Source organism: Oceanobacillus kimchii X50, assembly GCF_000340475.1.
GTDB classification, from domain to species: domain Bacteria; phylum Bacillota; class Bacilli; order Bacillales; family Amphibacillaceae; genus Oceanobacillus; species Oceanobacillus kimchii.
On record NZ_CM001792.1, the window covers coordinates 2,666,019 to 2,686,635 of the forward strand.

Genomic DNA, 20,617 nt, shown 5'->3' on the forward strand with positions numbered 1-20,617 from the left:
TCTACCCCTCTCCAATACTATAAATATTCTCTTGTTCTATAATTCTAGTAAAAGTATCAACAGCAACAGGTAATACCTCTTCCTGAAAATCAAAGGATGGATGATGATGCGGATAATCTAATTTTGTACCAAATAACATATATGTTGCTTCCCCACCATGTTTCAGTACTTCATTCATCATATAGCTCGCATCTTCAGAACCAGAAACCGATGTCTCTGAAATGACGTTTTTTACATAGTTACTTTTTTTACATGCATGTTTAATGTTATTTATTATGGATGAACTACAATCCATTTCCTCTGTTGAACCGACAGTTTTTATTTCACATTCCGTATCGTGCATCGTGGCAGCAGAATTTATTATTCTTTTTGCATGCTCTGTCATATAATTATTTAATTCTTTTGTCTCCCCGCGAACCTCTACTTCCATATAAGCTGCGTCAGGAATAATATTTCTGCCACTACCTGCTTCTAATCTTCCAACATTTACTCTCGTCGTACCTTCACTATGTCTAGGTATACCATATAGATGTATCGAAGCTGATGCCGCAGATAGAAGTGCATTCTTTCCTGTTTCAGGGTTCATACCTGCATGAGACGCATTACCATGATAGCGAACATTTAATTTAGTTGAGGCAAGGAATCCTTTAACAGTTGCAGCAACATTGCCAACAGACATTTCTTTTATTCCAATATGCCCAGCATAAAAGCGATCAACGTTAGCTAACCAGCCTTTTTTTGTCATTGCTAAAGCTCCTCGGCCACCTTCTTCTGCTGGTTGGAATAAGAAGGTGAATTTTCCGACTAATTGGTTTTGATGTTCATAAATATATTTAGCAACCCCTAACCCAATCGTTATATGACCATCATGACCACATGCATGCATCACTCTTGGATTTATGGAGTTAAACGCTTTGCTTGCTGGTATATGAGATTGATGTGTTGATTCATTAATTGGTAATGCGTCTATATCAAATCGAAGAGCAATATGTTTACCCGGCCTACCTGTATCAAAGGTAGCTACTAACCCAGTATTTCCACCTGTCATTTTACGAAGCCAAGATTCCTCAACCCCTTGCTCTTTTGCCTTTTGTTCAAAATGAGTTAATATGTCTTTATTTGGTATACCTACCCTTGCATCAGAATCAAGAGCATCTTTACCAATAAATAACGTATAATCCCATTCCTCTAAAATTTTCCCTATGCGATAAGTAGTTAAATATTCTGTAAATCCTAGTTCTGGATAAGAATGAAACATTCTACGCCATTGAGTTAGTTCTTGATTTAAATTGTGAATATACTTAGACATGATTTGCCTCCTGTTCCAACTCTCGTAAGGCATCTAGCGCTATTTGAACTAACAATTTTGTCCCATTCGGTAGTGCTCGCTCATCAATTTGAAATTTACTGTCATGAAGTGGTGCTTGTTCATATTCATTCTCTATTTGAGTACCTAACCAAACAAAAGCTCCTGGATATTTTTGTAAAAATCTACCGAAATCTTCTCCAGCTAAAGCAGGATTCAAATCTGGTGTTGCAGATTCACCATACACTCGTTGCGCAGACTGGCGAGCAATTCGTGCCCATTTTGGAGTATTAATAGTTGCAGGATATCCTTCTTGATAATCAATTTCAGCCTTCGTACCAAAAGCTTCCGCAATTTGATTAGTAATAGTAAAAAAACGTTCCTTTAATCGCTTTTGAATATGTGGTTGGAATGTTCGAATAGAACCTTGTAACGTAACTGTTTTTGGAATGATATTTGGCACACTTCCGGCTTCTAACATACTAACAGTAACTACAGACGCTTCCATCGGATCTAAATTTCTACTAACGATAGTCTGCAGAGAGGTAATTAAATGACCAGCTGCAATCACAGCATCATTCGTTTGGTGTGGCATACTTGCATGTCCACCTTTACCTTCGATTGTTATCTTGAAACGATCCGAAGCCCCCATCACTTCTTTATCATGCACCCCAATAATTCCAGGCTTTATAGACGGCCATACATGTTGAGCAAATATTACATCTGGCTCATATGTAGAAAATACTCCGCTATCCATCATTGCTTGTGAACCACCTATTGGCGCATCTTCTTCTGCAGGTTGGAATACAAGTAGTATGGTACCTGATAATTCTTTTTGCATTTGTTTTAAAATAAACCCTGCACCTAAAAGCATAGCGGTGTGTGCATCATGTCCACATGCATGCATGATATTTGCTTTTTTTGATTTAAAAGATAAATCTGTTTCCTCTTGAATAGGAAGTGCATCCATATCAGCTCTTAATGCAACGGTTTTTCCAGGCTTTTCTCCCTTTATAATTCCTAACACGCCATATCCAGAAAATCCTACCTCATAGTCAATACCATATTCTTGTAATTTCCGCTGTACAAAAGCAGATGTTTCTTTTTCTTGATGGCTTAATTCCGGATTTTCATGTAAAAATCTTCGATTATTAATAATTTCATCCGTTAAATCTGATAGTTGTTGATCGATATCTCTCATATTTATCCCTCCATTATTAACGGAAAATTTCCTTTAATATTCCTTTTTTGAGAATTATATAGGAAAATCTTAAATTTGTACATATTTATTTGAAAATTAGTTCTTATTATCAATGATGACCTTTTTCGTTTAAAAATAATTACACATGGGAATATCTTTAATAAATTCATAGATTAAAGGAGCTTTGTTTGATGAGATTATATACCGTAACACCAAATGTTGATGCAACTGGCTGGTTTATCAAATTAGAAAATGTAGCACCCGAGGAATTATACGATTCGAAAGATGAAGCAGTTAGTGCTGCCACACAAATGGCAAAGGAAAATACACCTAGTACAGTACAAATATTAGATGGTGATAATAACGTTGAGGACGAGTATCATTATAAAGGGATTTAAATAAAAATTTAAGGAGCTAACCCTAGATGGTTAGCTCTTTCTTGTGCTTTAATTTATTTTTATAAATATTATATATGGAAGTGAGTAATTTCCCCTTACCACCGTTTAGCTCTTGTATATATTAATATAAGGATTTTTTTAAGGGGGGTTATATTTTGAATAATCACTATGATTATAGAAGAAATAATATTTACTATTCTAGATCTAGAAGAAGACATCAATATAATCAGAATGATAGTTATGATTATTATCGACCAGAATTCCATTGTAACTGTAGATATAAGTGTACATGTATTGACCCTTTAACATCTCCTGGACCGACTGGGGCTGGCGGAATTGACGGCTTGATCGGACCGACTGGAGCCACGGGACCTACCGGCGCGGACGGAATCGTCGGTGCTACAGGCCCAACTGGAGCCATGGGACCTACCGGCGCGGATGGAGTGGCAGGAGCTACTGGTCCAATTGGCGTCACTGGACCTACGGGGGCGGACGGAATCAATGGCGCTACTGGCCCGATATAATCCTTAGTTGCTTTTGAGAATGAAAAGTTTCTAGCTTTTGCAAAAGAATCTACCCATTCAAACTCATAAATTTTATCCGTATATTTTCTCGCTATATCCATCGTAGTATCTGTTGATCCAGTATCTACAATTATAATTTCATCACAAAAACGTTTTGCACAAGACAGAATACGTTGCAAAACGTCCTCTTCGTTTTTTACAATCATACATAAACTTATACTGATCATTTCTTACCACCACCAATATTTATTTAAAATATTGTATGATGGAGGGAATCTTACTGATATTATCCTTAAATATTAAAATTTTGCGCAGACATTTTTTCTGCTTCTTCGAGGGATTCTACAACCAACTTTGTCGATTTTACATGTTGCTCAGCTAGTTGCTGATATGTTTGAAATATTTGCTTCATATTTTGATTAATTTCATTGATTTTTTCTGAAAAGTCCATAATACTTTGTCCGGTAGGTGGTTCTTGAATGTCAATATGTAAATTTGCAATTGTTTCATTTAATAAAATAAGTTTTTGCTCAACTTGCGCAATATCTAATTTAATCTCGCTCATCTATGAAAATTGCTCCTCTCGCTTCATCACTTCTAAATCATCCAACCGTAATTCTTGATGTTGAATATCAGATTCTAAACCAGTGACTTCTGAACGTAATGTATCTCTTGCTTTCAAAAGTGTATGTAAAATTTGGTCTAATTGAATCCTTGAAACATGATGATAGCTTTCCCGGATGTTTTCTTCTCGTATAGATTCAAATTGTTCTGCAAAATCTCCTGCCCATGTCGAATGAGTTAATAACGGTTGTTCCCAATGTTTTTTACTTTGGTTATATTCTTGTTGATATAATTTTACGTCACTAATTACTTGTTCTAACCGTTCTAGATCTTCTCTTCTCTGATCCATTTGATAATTTAAGTTATAAATTTGCTCATGAACATTACTCATTTGTAAATCAATTGAATGTAAAGACATTCAAACACACCTCGTTTCAAAATCAGAAAAATCCCATCATATCTTTATATTATAGCGACAAATCTATATCATTCGTAGAGTAGAATAGCACTGTTTTTATTTTAAATTCAAACAAAATTAGTCAAAAAGAACTAAGTATTAAGTATCTATTATAAAAATTATATTGCGAATTGTTAAATGAAAGAAACTGCCCTCAAAGAGAGACAGTTTCTTTCATAATAATTTATTCATCTTTCTTTAGTTTAGCCAATGCGTCAGCTAAAGCATTATTTTTAAATCCTTCATCTTGTTTATTCAAGTATTTTTTCACATCTTTCTTTGACACACGTTGTTTTTTTTCTTTCTCTCTTCTTGCCTGGAAAGTAGATAATTTTTCACGATGCCCACACTTGCAAGTGAATATTTGTCCATCGCCTTCTCCGCGAAGCTCTAATCGTTTATGGCAATTTGGACAGCGAGCATTCGTATACTTAGCAATATTTTTCTTGCCTCCACATGAACGATCCTGGCATACTAATTTTTTTCCGTGTTTATTTTTAATCTCTAGCATAAGTTTTCCACACTTCGGACATTTAGTTCCAGTCATGTTATCATGCTTGAAAGTTTCATTACTTTGCTTAATTTCTGAAACTGCTTCTTTAGTGTATGATTTAATTTCTTTGATAAACTGGTCTTTCTTTAATTTCCCTTCCGCAATAAGAGATAATTTTTGTTCCCATTCTGCAGTTAACAAAGGAGAGCGCAATTCTTCTGGTGCGAGATCTAAAAGTTGACGGCCCGTTTGTGTTAAATGAATATTTCTTCCTTTTAATTCAATATAGCTATTCATAAATAGTTTCTCAATAATATCTGCACGGGTTGCTACAGTACCTATTCCACCCGTTTCTTTAATTGTATCTACCAATTCTTTTTTATTTGTACCCATATAACGAGTCGGGTTTTCCATTGCTTGCAAAATAGTACCTTCAGTAAAGCGTTCAGGTGGCTTTGTTTCTCCTTCTTTCACCTCAACTTTTAGTGATAATTTGCTACCTTTTGAAATGTTTAATGGTTGTAGCTCGTCTTCCTCATCACTGTGTTTATAAATTTCTTTCCACCCTAGTCTTTTCGTAACTTTACCATTAGCTATAAATTGTTCGCCTGCAATGTCAATGGTAATCGTTGTTTGCTCATATTCCATAGGATCAGACAAAGCTGCCAAAAATCTTTGTACAATTAAGTGATATATCTTTTTTTCCTTCTCATCTAATGCAGTCCAATCAACTGGAACCTCTGTTGGAATAATGGCATGATGATCCGTTACTTTTGAATTGTCTACAATCGATTTACTCAATCGTAATTCTTTTTTCAAAATAGTATTTGCCGTTTTCGCATACTCATCTACACCACATGCCTTTACTCGATCTTTTAGTGTAGGTATGATATCGGTCGATAAATGTCTTGAATCTGTTCGGGGATAAGTTACCAATTTATGCTGTTCGTATAGTTTTTGCATAACAGATAATGTTTGTTTACCTGAAAATTGAAATATTCGGTTTGCATCACGTTGTAAATCCGTTAAATCGTATAGCCCTTGAGCGTGTTTCTTTTTCAGTTTTTTATCTACATGAATGACTGTAGCTTGTTTATTACTTAATTGTTCTTCTAACTTAAATGCGTGTTTTTTTGAAAAGATTCGGTTTTGGTTCTTATCATCTTTCCACAAAAAGCGGTGTCCTTTGTTTGTTTTGGCTTCTAATTGATAGAACTTTTGCGGTTGAAAATTTTTGATTTCTTGTTCTCGTAACGCCACCATTTCCAATGTAGGAGTCTGCACACGTCCACTAGATAATTGAGCATTATGTTTCGTTGTTAATGCTCTTGTAGCATTAAGTCCTACATACCAATCAGCCTCTGAACGTGCTACAGCAGATTGGTATAAATTCCAATAATTCTTTCCAGGCTTCAAATGTTTAAATCCATCTTTTATTGCTTTATCTGTCACGGAACTAATCCAAAGTCGTTTAATCGGTTTTTTTACTCTGGCTTTTTCAATAATCCAACGTGCTACCAACTCACCTTCTCTACCTGCATCTGTAGCGATAACAATATCGGCAACATCTTGACGGTTTAGTTGGGTTTTTACCGACTGGAATTGCTTACTTGTCTTTTTCATTACCACAAGCTTCAAGTGGTCTGGAAGCATAGGTAAATCTTCCATACGCCATGTTTTATATTTACTGTCATACATATCTGGATCTGCCAATGTTACTAAGTGTCCTAAAGCCCACGTTACAATATACTTTGATCCCTCTAAGTATCCATTTCCTTTTTTATGGCATCCGAGTACTTTCGCTATATCTCGACCAACGGATGGCTTTTCTGCTAAAACTACTGTTTTACTCATTTATGACTCCTCATTTCGAAGATTATCTATATTATTTCAATGTTTACTGTAACATATTTTCATCAAACTGTATGGCATGATGCAATCACAACATCCTCTCTATAACCATACTATAAATTACAAAACACCGAGTTTCATTATGAAAGAGGATGTACATCATGCTGATATATGTTGGAATGCTCTTACTTGTTATGGCAGTTAGTTTAGACGGATTAGGCGTCGGTATCACATATGGAATGCGTAAAATAAGAGTTCCATTTGTTGCAATTTTTATAATCATGATTTGTTCAGGATGCATTGTCTATACTTCGATGACAATTGGAGAGATTATAAGTAATCTTTTATCCACAAAAATTACGAGTATGTTAGGTGGTAGTATATTAATTTTCCTTGGGATTTTTTCTTTTATTAATATATTTCGTTCTAAAAATGATTCTACACAATCTCAAGAGATGAATGATTTATCGAGACTGGAAAATCTGAAAACTGTTATGTCAACACCAGATAATGCAGACCTTGATAAATCAGGAGTGATTTCAATTGGCGAAGCATTCTTGTTAGGCTTAGCGCTTGCATTAGATGCTTTTGGTGCTGGAATTGGTGCGGCTATGCTTGGTTACCCACCTTTCATAACAGCAATATTAACTGCTGTTATGAGCGGACTATTCTTAAAATGCGGTATCCAATTAGGCAGTTTTATCTCTAACAATCCGAGACTCCGCAGGCTTTCATTTTTACCACCAGCTATTTTAATAAGTATTGGAATTTTTAATCTAATTGGGTAACAAATAAAAATATCCCAGCAAAGACGAATGAACGTTCTTAACTGGGATATTTCTTTGTTTATTTTAAATCAACGATATAATAAAGCTGATAACTACAATAGCTCCAATGATCATTAATATTGTACGTAACATGACAATCCATCCTTTCATTATGCCTTTGTACGTTACAATACCCAATCATTCAAAAAGAAAAACCTTCTATGTAATTATATTTAGAAGTATAGTTAATGTGATAACACTTACGATCGTTGATATAAAGGTAATACTGGATACTAATTCTGGTTCCGTATCAAATTCAATAGCATACATAGTCGTCGTTGCTGCAGTCGGCATTGCTGAAATGATTATAAGTACTGATGCAATTAATGGATCTACATCAATAATAATAACGAATAACCAAGCAATCAAAGGTGCGATAATCATTTTTAATGATACCGAAGATAAAACAACTTGCCAGTCTAATTTTAAACCGATTAATGACCCTAGTTGCATCCCTAACATAATCATCATAACTGGAATTGCCGCATCACCAACCATTGTTAATGTTGAATGAATAAAATCAGGTATAGTTATCGACACCCAAGAACATACAAATGCGAAAACTGCTGCATATGTAGTTGGCATTTTTAGTACATTTTTTACTGCTTTTTTCATTCCACTCGTACTGCGGGACGCATAATATACACCAAAAAAATTATTCTGTAAGGCTTGAACAACCATTATAAAAATCGCATATGGAACCGCTGCTGGCCCTATACTATATAAAACTACAGGTAATCCATAATTTCCAGAATTCATAAATCCTGTTGCTAGAATGGCTGCACTTTCTTTATTCGAATTCCATCCGAATATTTTTGCTAATAATTTATTTATGAATACCATAATGAAAAATAGCACGAACATATAGATTAATATAATTAGAAAGCCACTATCGAAGGTTGCATCATATAACGTTACAAAGACTAAAGCTGGCGTTAATATGTATAAACTAACTGCGGAAACAGATTTCACATCTAACAATCGAATACGTTGTAATATAAATCCTGATGCAAAAACTGCCATAATCGGCAAAATAACCTCTATAAACAAACTCATTTAAACATCTCCATCTATCATAGTACTCTCATATTAGTTTACCATATACCGTCAAGAGTCAGATAAGATACTCTTGACAAATCGAATAAGTTAATTCATAATGTATTAGTTAAGAAGTAACATTTAGTGATGATCTGGCATTCTGCTATGTTTTAGGGAAGATGCTTATTCACACTGGCGCGACTAAGGGGTCGCAAGGATGTAAGAGCAGGTAGGGCTTACATTGCTTAAGTAGAAACATCAAGTAGGAAAATAACCGCGGTAAATGATATAAAAAATAAGTTTAATCTTAGAATGAAAAAATTATAAAGTGTTACTTTAACTATAAAAGGGTACTCTTTTAAAAAGGGTACCCTTTTTCCAATCCATACATAAAACCAAACGAAGAAAGGATTGTTGTGAATGCAAACAGAATTACCACTAGGCTCAATTGTAACAATGAAAGTATTACGAAAAATAGATACGGGATATGTACTTACTGCATTTGGAGAAGAAGCTTTACTACACAACAAGGAAACAGAAGAACAATTGGAGATTGATCAAGAAGTTGATGTTTTCCTCTATACCGATAAACAAGGGAAGATAATTTCTTCTGCTCGTTTACCATTTATTACAGTTGGTATATATGATTGGGCAGAAGTAGTAGGTGTCATTCCAAGACTAGGTGTATTTGTGTCTATCGGTATCGTGAAAGACATACTTGTATCTAAAGATGACTTACCATTATATAGAGATACGTGGCCAAAATCAGGTGACCGTTTATTCATCACCCTTAAAGTAGATAAAAAAGGTCGCTTATTAGCTGTGCCAGCAGAGGAAGACATTATTGCAAATGAAGTATTTGCTGCTCCCGAAAACATCATTCATGATAAAGTACGTGGGACGGTTTATCATACTGAAAAAGAAGGGGCTGCCTTACTGACGACCGAGGGATATCGGGGATTTATCCATCATACAGAAAGAAAGGAAGAGCCACGAGTCGGACAAGTAGTTGAAGGTAGAGTAATTGCAGTAAAAGAAGATGGTTCTATCAACATTTCTTTGCGACCATTAAAACAAGATAGTCTCGATGAGGACGCGGACTTAATTCTAAAACATTTAAAAGATAATCATGGTACCATTCCGTTCCACGATAAAAGTGAACCAGAAGAAATAAGAGCTACTTTTCAAATTAGTAAAGCTGCCTTTAAACGGGCATTAGGAAGATTACTTAAAGAAGGAAAAGTAAAACAAGAAAATGGACAGACCATTCTATTAGAATAATATGAAGAGGCGCTCGCTATCTTATGAGCGCCTCTTTTCTGTTTTTTCCCGATTCCTGGTCACTCATCTCCTTTATGAATTACCACTTTTACTTTTTTACAGAAATAAGGTAACCCATCTCTATTATGAGTTACCAGTTTGACTTCTTCTCTATATTCTCGGCACTCATTCTCCCACTCCTTACTCAGAACAAAAGCGGAAGCGCCCATTTAGCTAGTTCGTCCCTATTTTTAGGGGTGCTTCGACAAAGGGCGAACTTCCTCTTCCTTTAAGATAAAGGAATCGTGGTGAGGGAAGAGCTGATGATGATTATCACCGCAATGGTATAAGTAAGACTAAGCCTCATAAAGAGCATTCGGCAGTCTTCTTTAACGTATATCAATTTCATGAAGTTTCCTATTTTCTGCGCGCTGTAGCTGGACGGCTATTTCTGTCTACGAAAATATGACGTCCAAATATTTATACTTTCTTACTTTAAAACAAAGAAAAAAGCAGAGTCTGCAATTAAACAGATTCTGCTTTTTTCTTTAGGCTTCTGCGTTCTTATAAGAATCCATTACGGATGAAATTATAAAGCCTAGAGCGGAAGCGAATAAACAAGCGATGCCAAGTCCGCCAAATCCTGCCCCCATAATGTCAACTTTTGGTGCAACTGAAGAGACTAGAATTAATAATAAACCTACTATTGCTAATAAAAAGTTCGGATAGTATCCAGCATGCGATTTTTTAGAAGACATTCTAACTAAGAAAATACTCGCAACTGCTGTTACCGCTGTCAAAATAGCCCCAATCGTAATTACAGATTCGACCATATCTTTCACCTCATCACAAAAATAAATTACTCTAACTCAAGTCTACAATTGAATGTTTAGAAAGTCAATTACAGTACCAATATTGTAGGCAGACAATTTCTCTAATACAATTAATTATATCCATAACAAGGAATCTCATTACCCAATGTCGAAATAAGTTACCATAAAGAAAAGAGGGAGGAAATATAATGCTGACATTTAAAGACTATATATATGAACGTCCGGATATAGAAAAGAGCAAAGATAAATTCCATCAATTGGTGGACGTTTTTAAAAGTGCACCAGATGTGAAACAAGCTAAAAAAGCTATTGATGAAATTAATCAGTTAAGGAATAACCTTTATACAATGTATAATCTCGTATATATTCGTGCTTCTATTGACACAAAGGATGAATATTATCAACAAGAACGGGATCACTTTGACTTAATTGAACCCGAAATACAAGAAATGGTGACAAGCTTCTATAAAGCATTGTTTGAATCACCATTTGAAAAAGATTTACGAAAAGAGTATGGTTCACAACTTTTTGATTTAGCAGCTTGCAAGGTAAAAGCTTTTTCAAAAGAAATTATACCTCTGCTTCAACAAGAAAACAAACTTTCTTCGGAGTACTCTAAGTTAATTGCTTCTGCAGATATCGAATTCAAAGGCAAAACATATACTTTAGCTCAATTAGGTCCTTTTGCACAACATAAAGATCGTAGTGTGCGTAAAGATGCGATGAAGGCAGCTCAGAGTTTCTTTGTTGAAAATGAAGAAGCATTAGATCGGATCTACGATGATTTAGTTAAAGTCCGACATGAAATTGCCCAAAAGCTAGGATATGATAATTTTATTGAAGTTGGGTATCTACGTATGCAGCGAGTAGATTACAATGCAAATATGGTGGAGGTATTCCGACAACAAGTACGTGATGTCATAGTGCCAATAGCTACGAAACTATATAAAAAACAAGCAAAACGAATTGGTGTCGATAAACTGAAAGCATATGACGAAAGCTTTGTGTTTCCTTCTGGCAATGCTACACCTAAAGGATCTCCAGAATGGATTATTGAAAACGGAAAGAAAATGTATCAAGAGTTATCAAAGGAGACAGGTGAGTTCTTTCAATTTATGTTAGATCATGAGCTTATGGATTTAGAAGCAAAGAAAGGAAAAGAAGCTGGAGGATATTGTACGTTTATTGAGGATTATTCCTCTCCATACATCTTTGCTAATTTCAATGGAACATCGGATGATATTGATGTTTTAACACACGAAGCTGGTCACGCTTTCCAGGTTTATAGCAGTAGAAATTACAGTGTGCCAGAGTATTATTTTCCAACAAGTGAATCAGCTGAAATACATTCGATGAGTATGGAGTTCTTTACCTACCCTTGGATGAAAGAATTCTTTGGAGATGAGGTAGAAAAGTATAAATATGCTCATTTATCTGATGCTTTACAATTTATTCCTTATGGTGTTGCGGTAGATGAATTTCAACATTTAGTTTACGAAAATCCTGAATGGACTCCTATAGAAAGAAAACAAGCGTGGAAAAAACTTGAGGAAATTTACTTACCACACCGGGATTATGATGGTATTCCAAATCTAGAAGCTGGTGGATTCTGGCAAAAACAAGGTCATATCTATGAAGATCCTTTTTATTATATTGATTATACATTAGCACAAATTTGCGCATTCCAATTTTGGAAGAAAGCGCAAGAAGATAATGAATCTGCTTGGGAAGATTATGTAAAATTATGCAAACTAGGTGGATCTAAGCCATTTCTCCAACTTTTAAAAGAAGGTAATTTACAATCTCCTTTTGAAGAAGGTACAGTTGCCTCTGTAGTAAAAATAATTAAAGATTACTTAGAATCCATTGATGATAACAGCTTATAAAGCTTGATAATTTCTAAAAGAGTTACAAAAAAGGTGTTGGTACAAACTATTTCCAAAAAGAACAGTTTGTCCCAACACTTTTATTTTTAGCTAGGATCTGGATGTTCTTCTTCGCTTGGATCTGGATGCTCTTCTTCAGTTGGTTGGTAAGTGGATGACATTAAATCGAATTTCTCTGCTCCAACGTTCCCAGGAACAATTACCATTACAGTAAGCAGAAAAACGATTCCTAAAAGATAATTGATCTTTTTCATCTTAATCACCTCCCTTCAACAGCTTTTGTTGTATGGAGTGCATGATTGTAATAGGTAGCTGCTAGTTTGTATTTTCTTTGACCATAATAATGTGTAGCTAATATTTCTAGATAAGCAGTTTTCTTCAAATATAATTGTTTCTCATCAGCAAATGGTATAATTTTCTCCAAAATAATTTCTTCTAATTTCGATGATACTTTATTTATTAATTGATTATACACGTCTAACTCATACCGATATATCGATTGATCATCTTCTTCCACAATAGCTAGTCCTTTATCTAACCACTCTTTTGCATGAATTAAATCATGGATACGATAGTATTCTTTCATCAATCCAATAATTGGGTATAATTGCTTCTCTGGTTCAGCTCTTAGTACAAAACTTTTTTTATAATATTCTATGGCCTGTTCCGATTGCTTGCATTCAGAAAATAAATATCCAATATTTTGGTAACATTTTGTTTGTAAATTTATATTGTTGATTCGATCAGCAATTTTTTTTGCTTGTTGGTAGCTGTTCATCGCAGCTTCATAGTCCTGCATTCTAGAATGAGAAATACCCAATAATAAATAACATTGCGCTGTTCGTTTGAAGTTATATTGCTTTTGATAATAAATTAAGGTTTGTTGAGCATGGATGAGTGTCGTATAGGTTTCTCGAATGTAACTTGCAGATAAGGCAATCATATAGAATACATCGTGTTTCTCTTCTTTTTTTGATACTTCAATATAAGTTAATCGATCCAACGACTTTTGAAAATAATCAATTGCTTTCTTATATTTCTCTCGTGAAAAATAGTACTGTCCAATAAATTTCAACCAATAAAAGGATTCCGCATCTGTAAAATAAGGAGAGAGTAATTGAAGCTTTTGAAATTGCTCCTCTATCTTCTGTTTGTCATTTTGGATTAAATAGTACCTTAATTTATGAATTTCAAAGAGATGATTCATATCCTGAACAGTAATAAGTTGTTTATTACTACATAACAGCTTGTATAACATGACTGAAGAGTTTATATTTCTTAAAAACAAGGATTGAAACCATTTTTGACACAAATCTAAAATAGGGACTTGTCGTAATTGTGTTTCATTGATTCCTAATTTACTACAGAGTAATTCTTTTATTTCATCCGGAGGGTCGACATACTTATTCTCAATCTTTGATAAATAAGAAATTGATATAATACCATCGGCGAGTTCGGATTGCGTCATTTTTTGCTCTTGTCTATAAAATTTAAGCATATAGCCAAAATGCACCAATCGATATTCATCCCCCTCTATATTAATTTTCATTTATTTTACCATAAAATGTAAAAACTCACCATTTATTTTTATCTAAATTTTTTGATTTATCAACCAAATTTATATTTCAATTTGTTAGGATAATTTTAAAAGCTGGAAATAAGTCTTTTACATTATTATTTTCGAAAAAAATAGTTTTACGATGGATTTATCTTCTAACATTCTTATAGTTTTTCCCAACCTTTGATTAGCAGGATTCTCCGAAATTTTAAAGAATATGTATAAACATATCTTAAAAGGAGGAATCATGATGAAAAGCAAAATTTTTGGCGGATTAGCGTTAGCAACTTTATTAATTACTTCACCATTGGCCACGGATGCTGCAACGGACAGGAACATCGGGATTGACACAGAAAAAAACCCAAGTATTTCAGACTCTTATAACAAACAAGCCCCTTATGTTGAAGGAGAAGTTCTCGTTAAGTTCAAAGAGGATATGTCCATGAATATGCAACAAGACGTATTAAGTGATATTAATGCCGAAATTCTTGTTGATGAAAATGTAGTAGACTCTCCTTTTAATGTTTTAAAAGTAAAGGATGTAGATCAAGTAGTACAAACTTTAAGTAACAATTCTCAAATTGAATATGTCGAACCAAATTATATTATGAATGCAACTTACACACCAAATGATCCATTCTTTGATATTAGTTATCAATATGGATTATTTACAACAGAAACAACCTCAGCTTGGGATGTGACAACCGGTAATTCAAATCAAGTTGTTGCCGTTCTTGACACCGGAGTGGATTATAATCATGAAGATTTAGATGATAAGACGATTCTTGGATATAATTTTGTTAATAATAATAACAACCCTATGGATGGTAATGGACATGGTACGCATGTAGCTGGAACAGCAGCTGCAGAAACAAATAACGGGTTAGGAATTGCTGGCGTAGCTCCAGACACTTCTATATTAGCTGTTCAAGTTCTAGATAGCAGTGGTAGCGGAAGTTTAGCAAATATCGTTGATGGTATTATTTACGCAGCAGATTATGGTGCAGAAGTTATTAACCTTTCCTTAGGTTGTAATTGTGATACACAAGCAATGGAAGATGCTGTCGATTATGCTTGGGATAGTGGTTCTGTAGTTGTAGCAGCAGCAGGAAATAGTAGTACGTCTACAACATTTGAACCAGCATCATATGATAATGCTATCGCAGTTGGAGCAGTTGATGAAAATAATAATATAGCTAGCTTTTCAAACTATGGAAGTTGGGTGGATGTAACTGCACCAGGTGTTGAAATTGCAGGAACATACCCATCAAATAGATATGTCTATTTATCAGGAACTTCAATGGCTTCTCCACACGTTGCTGGTTTAGCTGCATTACTCGCCTCACAAGGTAAAGATAATAGCGAGGTTCGTCGTTCGATTGAAAATACAGCAACACCAATTAGCGGAACAGGTTATTACTTCCAACATGGATTAATCAATTCATTTGATGCAGTAAACTATTAATCTTTGAAAACGTGCCCCCTTCCCCTTCACTTTTTGAAGGGGAATTTTTTATGCGCTGAAGTTTGGTCAATAAATTTTGGATATAGGCTGGAAAATAATCAAAATCAGTGAGACTTCTCTGGGAATAAAGTAAAGAGCAAATCCCTATAGTTAAACAAAAGCTCATACACCGTAAAATAAGCGGAGGAAATTTTTGAAGGATTGCAAAAAGGCTCATTCAGATTTAACTTAAGTAAATCCTTGTATTTCACGTTAATTTACAGTAAATATGTGAATACGTGATAGCCAATATGATAAAATAAGTCTAATTACGTTAAGATAAGGAGAATACAATGAATTATCAAGCACTTTTCTTAGATATTGATGGAACTATTTTACGACCGGATCATACATATTCCGAACATACAAAAATAGCAATTGAACAAGTGAAAAAACAAGGAATAGAAGTTTTTCTTTGTACGGGAAGACCAATTATTGAAATTGATGATTTAGCAGACGAACTTGGTGTTGAATCATTAATTGGTTACAACGGTGCCTATGCAAAATATAAAGGAAAAACGATATTAAATGAGCCTATGCCGGAGAATGATGTAGATACGTTTTTAAGTGTAGCTAAAAGTGAAAACCATGAACTTATTTTATATACAAAGGATAAAAATCATTTTACAACATTCGAAGATGATTTTGTTCAAACTTTCAAAGAGATCTTTCAGCTACGGAAAAATGAATTATTTGATAAAAGTCTCAATGACCAAATTCTTGGTATTACTGCATTAAATGTGCACCCTAATGAAGCTAGTCACTATATTATTAATGATAATATTCGTCCTTCTCAAGTAAATGTTAATGGAGTTGTATCTGCATTTGATATTATTCGTATTAATATGAATAAAGGAGAAGCAATTAAGCGTGTACTACATGAACTTAATATCCCAATAGAAAATTCAATTGCTTTCGGTGATGGTATGAATGATAAAGAAATGCTACAAACAGTTGGTGTTGGATTTGCGATGGGGAATGCAGATAGCGAACTGGTTCAATACGCAGATTATCAAACTAAATCATCAGAGGAAGATGGAATTTTTTATGGCTTGAAACAATTAGGAGTCGTTAAAGAATAATTTTATAACGTTATTATCATGAGTAAATAACAGTACTAAATGAATATCCCTTACTAATTGAAAAGCCTAGAATGATGGCAGCGATTTTGTGCCTTTCTTCATTCTAGGCTTTATTTCCTACTTCTTATCTTGTAGTAGGCGAAGCTGCTCCATTACTGACTTTGTAAGTATAGAGTCTACATCACAACCACTTACTTCTACAAAAGCTTCTTGGTAACTAGTATTTGTAATTTTCTTTTGTAATTCTAATGCTTCTCCGTCTTCTTCATTATTAAATAATAAAGCTGCAGCGATTGTCTTCGCTAAATAAACAGGTGTTCTTCCTGTATATTCAATATACATTAAAGCTGGTTTTACTAAGCGATCCTTTGCACTTAATTTTCGAATAGGCCCACGTGCAACTCGTTTTACATCATCTGATATATAAGGATTTTTGAAACGCTGAATGATTTTATCCACATACTCTTGTTGAGTTTCGCGATTGAAACCATATGCTTGAATTAATGCTTCTCCTGATTCAGATAAGGCACCATGTATAGTATTATCAATAAGTGAATCTTTCATTGCTTCCACAATAGTATCATAGCCTAAATATGTTCCTACGTATGCCGGAATAGCATGTCCCGTATTTACTGTAAACAATTTACGTTCAATATAAGGTGCAAGGTCATCTACATAGGTAATCCCAGTAATTGAGGGTAGCTCATCGACGATCGCTTTTTTCTCAACTACCCACTCATAATAGGGTTCAACCATTACATCTAATATATTCTGATTTGTTTGATTAGGAACGATTCGATCTACTGCAGCATTAGGAAAACCATATAATTTTTCAAAGTCGCCTACTTCGTTAGCCTCTATTGATTCATATACATGCTCTTTTAACAATGAACTTCCGCCAACCATATTTTCACAAGCAATGATATTTAAGGGTCGTTTATTTTGCTTTGCTCTTTCTTGCAATCCTTTAGAAATTACCTTTGCAATAATTGGAAGAATTGTTGGTCCAACTGCAGTAGTAACTACATCAGCTTTCACGATAGCTTTTGTAACAGCATCTGGCTCTTCCACACTATTAATCCCAATAATATGACTTACTGTTAATTCTTGTTTTTCTTCACCTGCAAGGTAAACATGATATGATTTTTGTTTATTAATTTCTTCAATAACTCGACTATTTACATCGATAAAAATGGTTTGGTAATCTGATTGATCAAGTAAAAGTCCGATAAAACCTCGGCCAATATTTCCTGCTCCAAAATGGACTGCTGTTTTCATATTAGTTCACCTCTCGAAGGAGTCCTAAAATTTCTTCTTTAGTACTTGCAGCTACTAATTTCTCGACATTTTCAACTTCAGAACAAATAATCGCAATTTGAGACAGAATTTCCAAATGTTCATCACCTTTACCCGCAATTCCAATTAAAATTTGCACTTCATTTCCATCTCCAAAATCTACACCTTTTGGCACAGTTACAACAGATAACCCTGTTTCATTTACCATTTCTCTTGCATCTTCTGTTCCATGAGGAATCGCTAGTGCATTTCCCATAAATGTTGAAGTTAATTCTTCTCGTTCAAGCATTTTTTCAATATACGTTTTCTCTACATAACCATTACGGAATAAAATTTCTCCAGTATAACGAATTGCTTCTTCTTTTGATGAAATTTCAACACCTAATTGAATATTTTCTTTGCTTAAAATTTCTTTTGCCATGATGTATGCACTCCTACTCGTGAAATTTTTCGTTCATAAAATTTTGAAACTCATTTGCCAGAAATTGATGAATATCTTCCTCTGTTCCATATTCAAAAATTCGAATATTCTCTTCTTTTTGTATAAATAAGCCACTAATAAAACTTAAAATATTTAACACTTCTGAATCAGATGATTGTGGAGCCAACATTAGTAGAATTCGTTTTATCATCATCGGAGTATTATCCATTCCTTTTAAATAAATCGGTTGTTCCAATTCATATACCCGAAGATACGGCCCCTGAACCCATTCTGAACGAGTGTGGAACAATGCAAGCTGAGATAAAGGTATTCCTAACCCTCCCTGTTGTTCGCGTTCCACTAGTTTTTCTAAAATAAAATCGGCTTGTGTAACTATTTCTGCTTGTTCTATTTCTTTGCCAATTAACTGTAAATAAGACAGCATATCTGTATTCTTTGCTAAAGTAGTGACTTTCAAATTATTAATTAATTGAATCATAGCTTTTGAATAAAGTTGCATAGAATAAAGTTTGGCAACAAAATCATCCTGACTATTTCTTCTTTCCATTTGCTGCTTTTTAATTGGAGCTGTAATTTTACTTTTTCTCAATTCTACTTTTATTTTCCTTGCTTCTTCGTCCGTTAGCAATGGAGATATTAATACATAACTTCGATTAATATCTTCCAAAGCAACCGTTGATACAATAACATCATATCCTGACAATGTCTCTTCATTCAAGTCAAATAGAGATTGATGATTTGCGATACTTATCTCAGGAAATGTATTCTTCAATTTAGAAGCTAACATTTTTGAAGTCCCAATCCCACTTGAACAAATAACAAGAACCTTTATATCTGATTGTGAATCAGTCTGTAAAAACGTGGCTGCAAAATGAAGCACGATATAACCTATTTCTTCATCCGGAAACGCAATATTTGGGAATACATGTTGAATAGCTTTATCGACTACTTCAAACAGTTCAACATAATCTTTTTTAATTTCATCAATCATTGGGTTATTAATATTCATTTGTTGCTTTAGGCGATATACAGCTGGTTTTAAATGTGTCGTTAAATCATTTAAAAACCGATTGTTAGTTGTAACATCAATATTCATTTCATTGCTTACAAAGCGTATTAATTCTTTTGCTTTATAAGCTATATCCATACTCGATTCCTCTAAAAGATAATTTTGGTTCTCTCTTAACTTAGCTCCCATTAAATGCATCGTAATATAGCCTATTTCATCTTCTGGGATAGATAAAGAGAAAGCTTCTTCTAAATGGTCTATAATCTCTGCAGCAATTTTATATTCTTGTTTATCTTTGATTTGTTCTTTGTATCCATCATCGAAATGAATGGTATCTCCTTTTTGTAATCGTTCAATTGCTAAAGCAAGATGAACGACTAAACCTATATATGCACTATCAGCAAGATCATAAGGCAGTTGGTGTCGCATACGTTGAATTTGCTCTTCAATTTTATCCAGTTTATCGGCATCAACCAGTCCAAGTAAACGAGCTGAAATGGTATCTGATTTAGCTACATCCTCTTGAATTCTTTCTTTTAACTTCTCTACATATTGAAAAGGGTCAATATGACGGGAAATAAGGTGACTGAGCACGGATCTTTTCCGTGCTTCGTCCCCTTCAATTCGAACGCCATATCCTTTTTTTCTAATTAAACTAAGCCCGAAAGATTTCACTTGAGATTCTAACTTGTTTAAATCTTGACTTACCATGGCAATCGTCACATTTAGCTCGGTTGCCAAGTGAAATAATTTCACGGGATCCCGAAATTGCAATAATGTATATAACAATATCACCTGTCTTTCTTCTTCGGTTAATTCCGCAGAAGACAACTCTTCAATAGCTTGTTGTAAGACATTTTTATTTTCCAAAGAACCTTGGATTATAATACCTGTTCCTGTCTTTTTAGTAAGATTCAGTTGATAATCTTCAAGCACTTTCTCCGTCTTTTTTATTTCACGGTGAATGGTCCGAATACTTACGCCAAGTTGACCGGCAATATCTTTTACTGGCATTTCCTTTTCCGCCTCTAAAAGAATCTTCAGTATATGTCGCTCACGACTAGAAAGATACAAGACCATTCACCTCC

General features: G+C 34.3%; 18 protein-coding genes and 1 pseudogene. 6 read left to right on the plus strand and 13 right to left on the minus strand.

The features are described 5' to 3' along the window. Nucleotide 1 precedes the first annotated feature (1 nt). Nucleotides 2-1,309, minus strand: a complete 1,308-nt coding sequence (locus C794_RS13975) for an amidohydrolase (RefSeq protein ID WP_017797770.1) — start codon at nt 1,307-1,309, stop codon at nt 2-4. Further along, complete coding sequence (locus C794_RS13980; RefSeq protein ID WP_017797771.1) at nt 1,302-2,507, minus strand: M20 metallopeptidase family protein; 1,206 nt, start codon at nt 2,505-2,507, stop codon at nt 1,302-1,304. Before C794_RS13980 ends, C794_RS13975 begins: the two co-directional genes overlap by 8 nt. Before the next feature lie 188 nt (nt 2,508-2,695). Here C794_RS13980 and C794_RS13985 point away from each other — a divergent pair, with 188 nt between their 5' ends. Next, on the plus strand, nt 2,696-2,905 hold the full coding sequence (locus C794_RS13985; RefSeq protein WP_026133810.1) for a DUF2188 domain-containing protein: 210 nt from the start codon (nt 2,696-2,698) through the stop codon (nt 2,903-2,905). Nucleotides 2,906-3,422: 517 nt separating this feature from the next. On the opposite strand, the pseudogene C794_RS21050 reads toward C794_RS13985, so the two are convergent. The 4 genes and pseudogenes from C794_RS21050 to C794_RS14005 form a co-directional block, all read right to left on the minus strand. After that, nucleotides 3,423-3,656: pseudogene (locus C794_RS21050) on the minus strand (glycosyltransferase); the annotation flags it as partial. 65 nt (nt 3,657-3,721) lie between these two features. Continuing rightward, entirely contained in the window at nt 3,722-3,994 is a 273-nt protein-coding gene (locus C794_RS13995; protein ID WP_017797773.1) for a YwqI/YxiC family protein, read from the minus strand. Then, complete coding sequence (locus C794_RS14000) at nt 3,995-4,411, minus strand: YwqH-like family protein (RefSeq protein ID WP_017797774.1); 417 nt, start codon at nt 4,409-4,411, stop codon at nt 3,995-3,997. A gap of 223 nt (nt 4,412-4,634) precedes the next feature. Then, nucleotides 4,635-6,797 carry a DNA topoisomerase III gene (locus C794_RS14005; RefSeq protein WP_017797775.1) on the minus strand — a complete coding sequence of 721 codons (2,163 nt, stop codon included), beginning with the start codon at nt 6,795-6,797 and terminating at the stop codon, nt 4,635-4,637. A 158-nt stretch (nt 6,798-6,955) separates the two neighbouring features. Here C794_RS14005 and ytaF point away from each other — a divergent pair, with 158 nt between their 5' ends. Further along, nucleotides 6,956-7,582, plus strand: coding sequence for a sporulation membrane protein YtaF (gene ytaF / locus C794_RS14010; RefSeq protein ID WP_017797776.1), 627 nt, complete (start codon nt 6,956-6,958; stop codon nt 7,580-7,582). 198 nt (nt 7,583-7,780) lie between these two features. On the opposite strand, the gene C794_RS14015 is transcribed toward ytaF, so the two are convergent. Further along, nucleotides 7,781-8,677, minus strand: a complete 897-nt coding sequence (locus tag C794_RS14015) for an AEC family transporter (RefSeq protein ID WP_017797777.1) — start codon at nt 8,675-8,677, stop codon at nt 7,781-7,783. A 402-nt stretch (nt 8,678-9,079) separates the two neighbouring features. Between C794_RS14015 and C794_RS14020 the strand changes: the two genes are divergently transcribed. Then, a complete protein-coding gene (locus C794_RS14020; protein WP_017797778.1) occupies nt 9,080-9,940 on the plus strand; it encodes a CvfB family protein in 861 nt (286 codons plus the stop codon). A 527-nt stretch (nt 9,941-10,467) separates the two neighbouring features. Here C794_RS14020 and C794_RS14030 read toward each other — a convergent pair. Continuing rightward, the gene (locus C794_RS14030) at nt 10,468-10,752 is read right to left on the minus strand and encodes a hypothetical protein (protein WP_017797780.1); all 285 of its coding nucleotides are present in this window, start codon (nt 10,750-10,752) and stop codon (nt 10,468-10,470) included. A gap of 188 nt (nt 10,753-10,940) precedes the next feature. Between C794_RS14030 and C794_RS14035 the strand changes: the two genes are divergently transcribed. Continuing rightward, nucleotides 10,941-12,638 (plus strand): M3 family oligoendopeptidase, encoded by a 1,698-nt coding sequence (locus C794_RS14035; protein ID WP_017797781.1) that lies wholly within the window; start codon nt 10,941-10,943, stop codon nt 12,636-12,638. A gap of 86 nt (nt 12,639-12,724) precedes the next feature. Here C794_RS14035 and C794_RS20875 read toward each other — a convergent pair whose 3' ends face one another. Together C794_RS20875 and C794_RS14045 are read right to left on the minus strand one after the other, a co-directional pair. Continuing rightward, nucleotides 12,725-12,892, minus strand: coding sequence for a hypothetical protein (locus C794_RS20875; RefSeq protein WP_017797782.1), 168 nt, complete (start codon nt 12,890-12,892; stop codon nt 12,725-12,727). A 5-nt stretch (nt 12,893-12,897) separates the two neighbouring features. Next, on the minus strand, nt 12,898-14,151 hold the full coding sequence (locus C794_RS14045) for a helix-turn-helix domain-containing protein (RefSeq protein ID WP_230199350.1): 1,254 nt from the start codon (nt 14,149-14,151) through the stop codon (nt 12,898-12,900). Between the two features lie 295 nt (nt 14,152-14,446). Here C794_RS14045 and C794_RS14050 point away from each other — a divergent pair, with 295 nt between their 5' ends. Continuing rightward, complete coding sequence (locus C794_RS14050) at nt 14,447-15,661, plus strand: S8 family peptidase (RefSeq protein ID WP_017797784.1); 1,215 nt, start codon at nt 14,447-14,449, stop codon at nt 15,659-15,661. A 332-nt stretch (nt 15,662-15,993) separates the two neighbouring features. Then, nucleotides 15,994-16,782, plus strand: coding sequence for a Cof-type HAD-IIB family hydrolase (locus tag C794_RS14055; RefSeq protein WP_017797785.1), 789 nt, complete (start codon nt 15,994-15,996; stop codon nt 16,780-16,782). A gap of 117 nt (nt 16,783-16,899) precedes the next feature. Here the strand turns inward: C794_RS14055 and C794_RS14060 are convergent, their stop codons facing one another. The 3 genes from C794_RS14060 to C794_RS14070 are packed head-to-tail and all read right to left on the minus strand — an operon-like array spanning nt 16,900 to nt 20,609. Beyond that, nucleotides 16,900-18,060: a mannitol-1-phosphate 5-dehydrogenase gene (locus C794_RS14060; RefSeq protein ID WP_017797786.1), complete on the minus strand. Its 1,161-nt coding sequence runs from the start codon at nt 18,058-18,060 to the stop codon at nt 16,900-16,902. 1 nt (nt 18,061) lies between these two features. Further along, nucleotides 18,062-18,499 carry a PTS mannitol transporter subunit IIA gene (locus C794_RS14065; RefSeq protein ID WP_017797787.1) on the minus strand — a complete coding sequence of 146 codons (438 nt, stop codon included), beginning with the start codon at nt 18,497-18,499 and terminating at the stop codon, nt 18,062-18,064. A 13-nt stretch (nt 18,500-18,512) separates the two neighbouring features. Then, nucleotides 18,513-20,609: a BglG family transcription antiterminator gene (locus tag C794_RS14070; protein ID WP_260076122.1), complete on the minus strand. Its 2,097-nt coding sequence runs from the start codon at nt 20,607-20,609 to the stop codon at nt 18,513-18,515. Between the last annotated feature and the right edge of the window lie 8 nt (nt 20,610-20,617).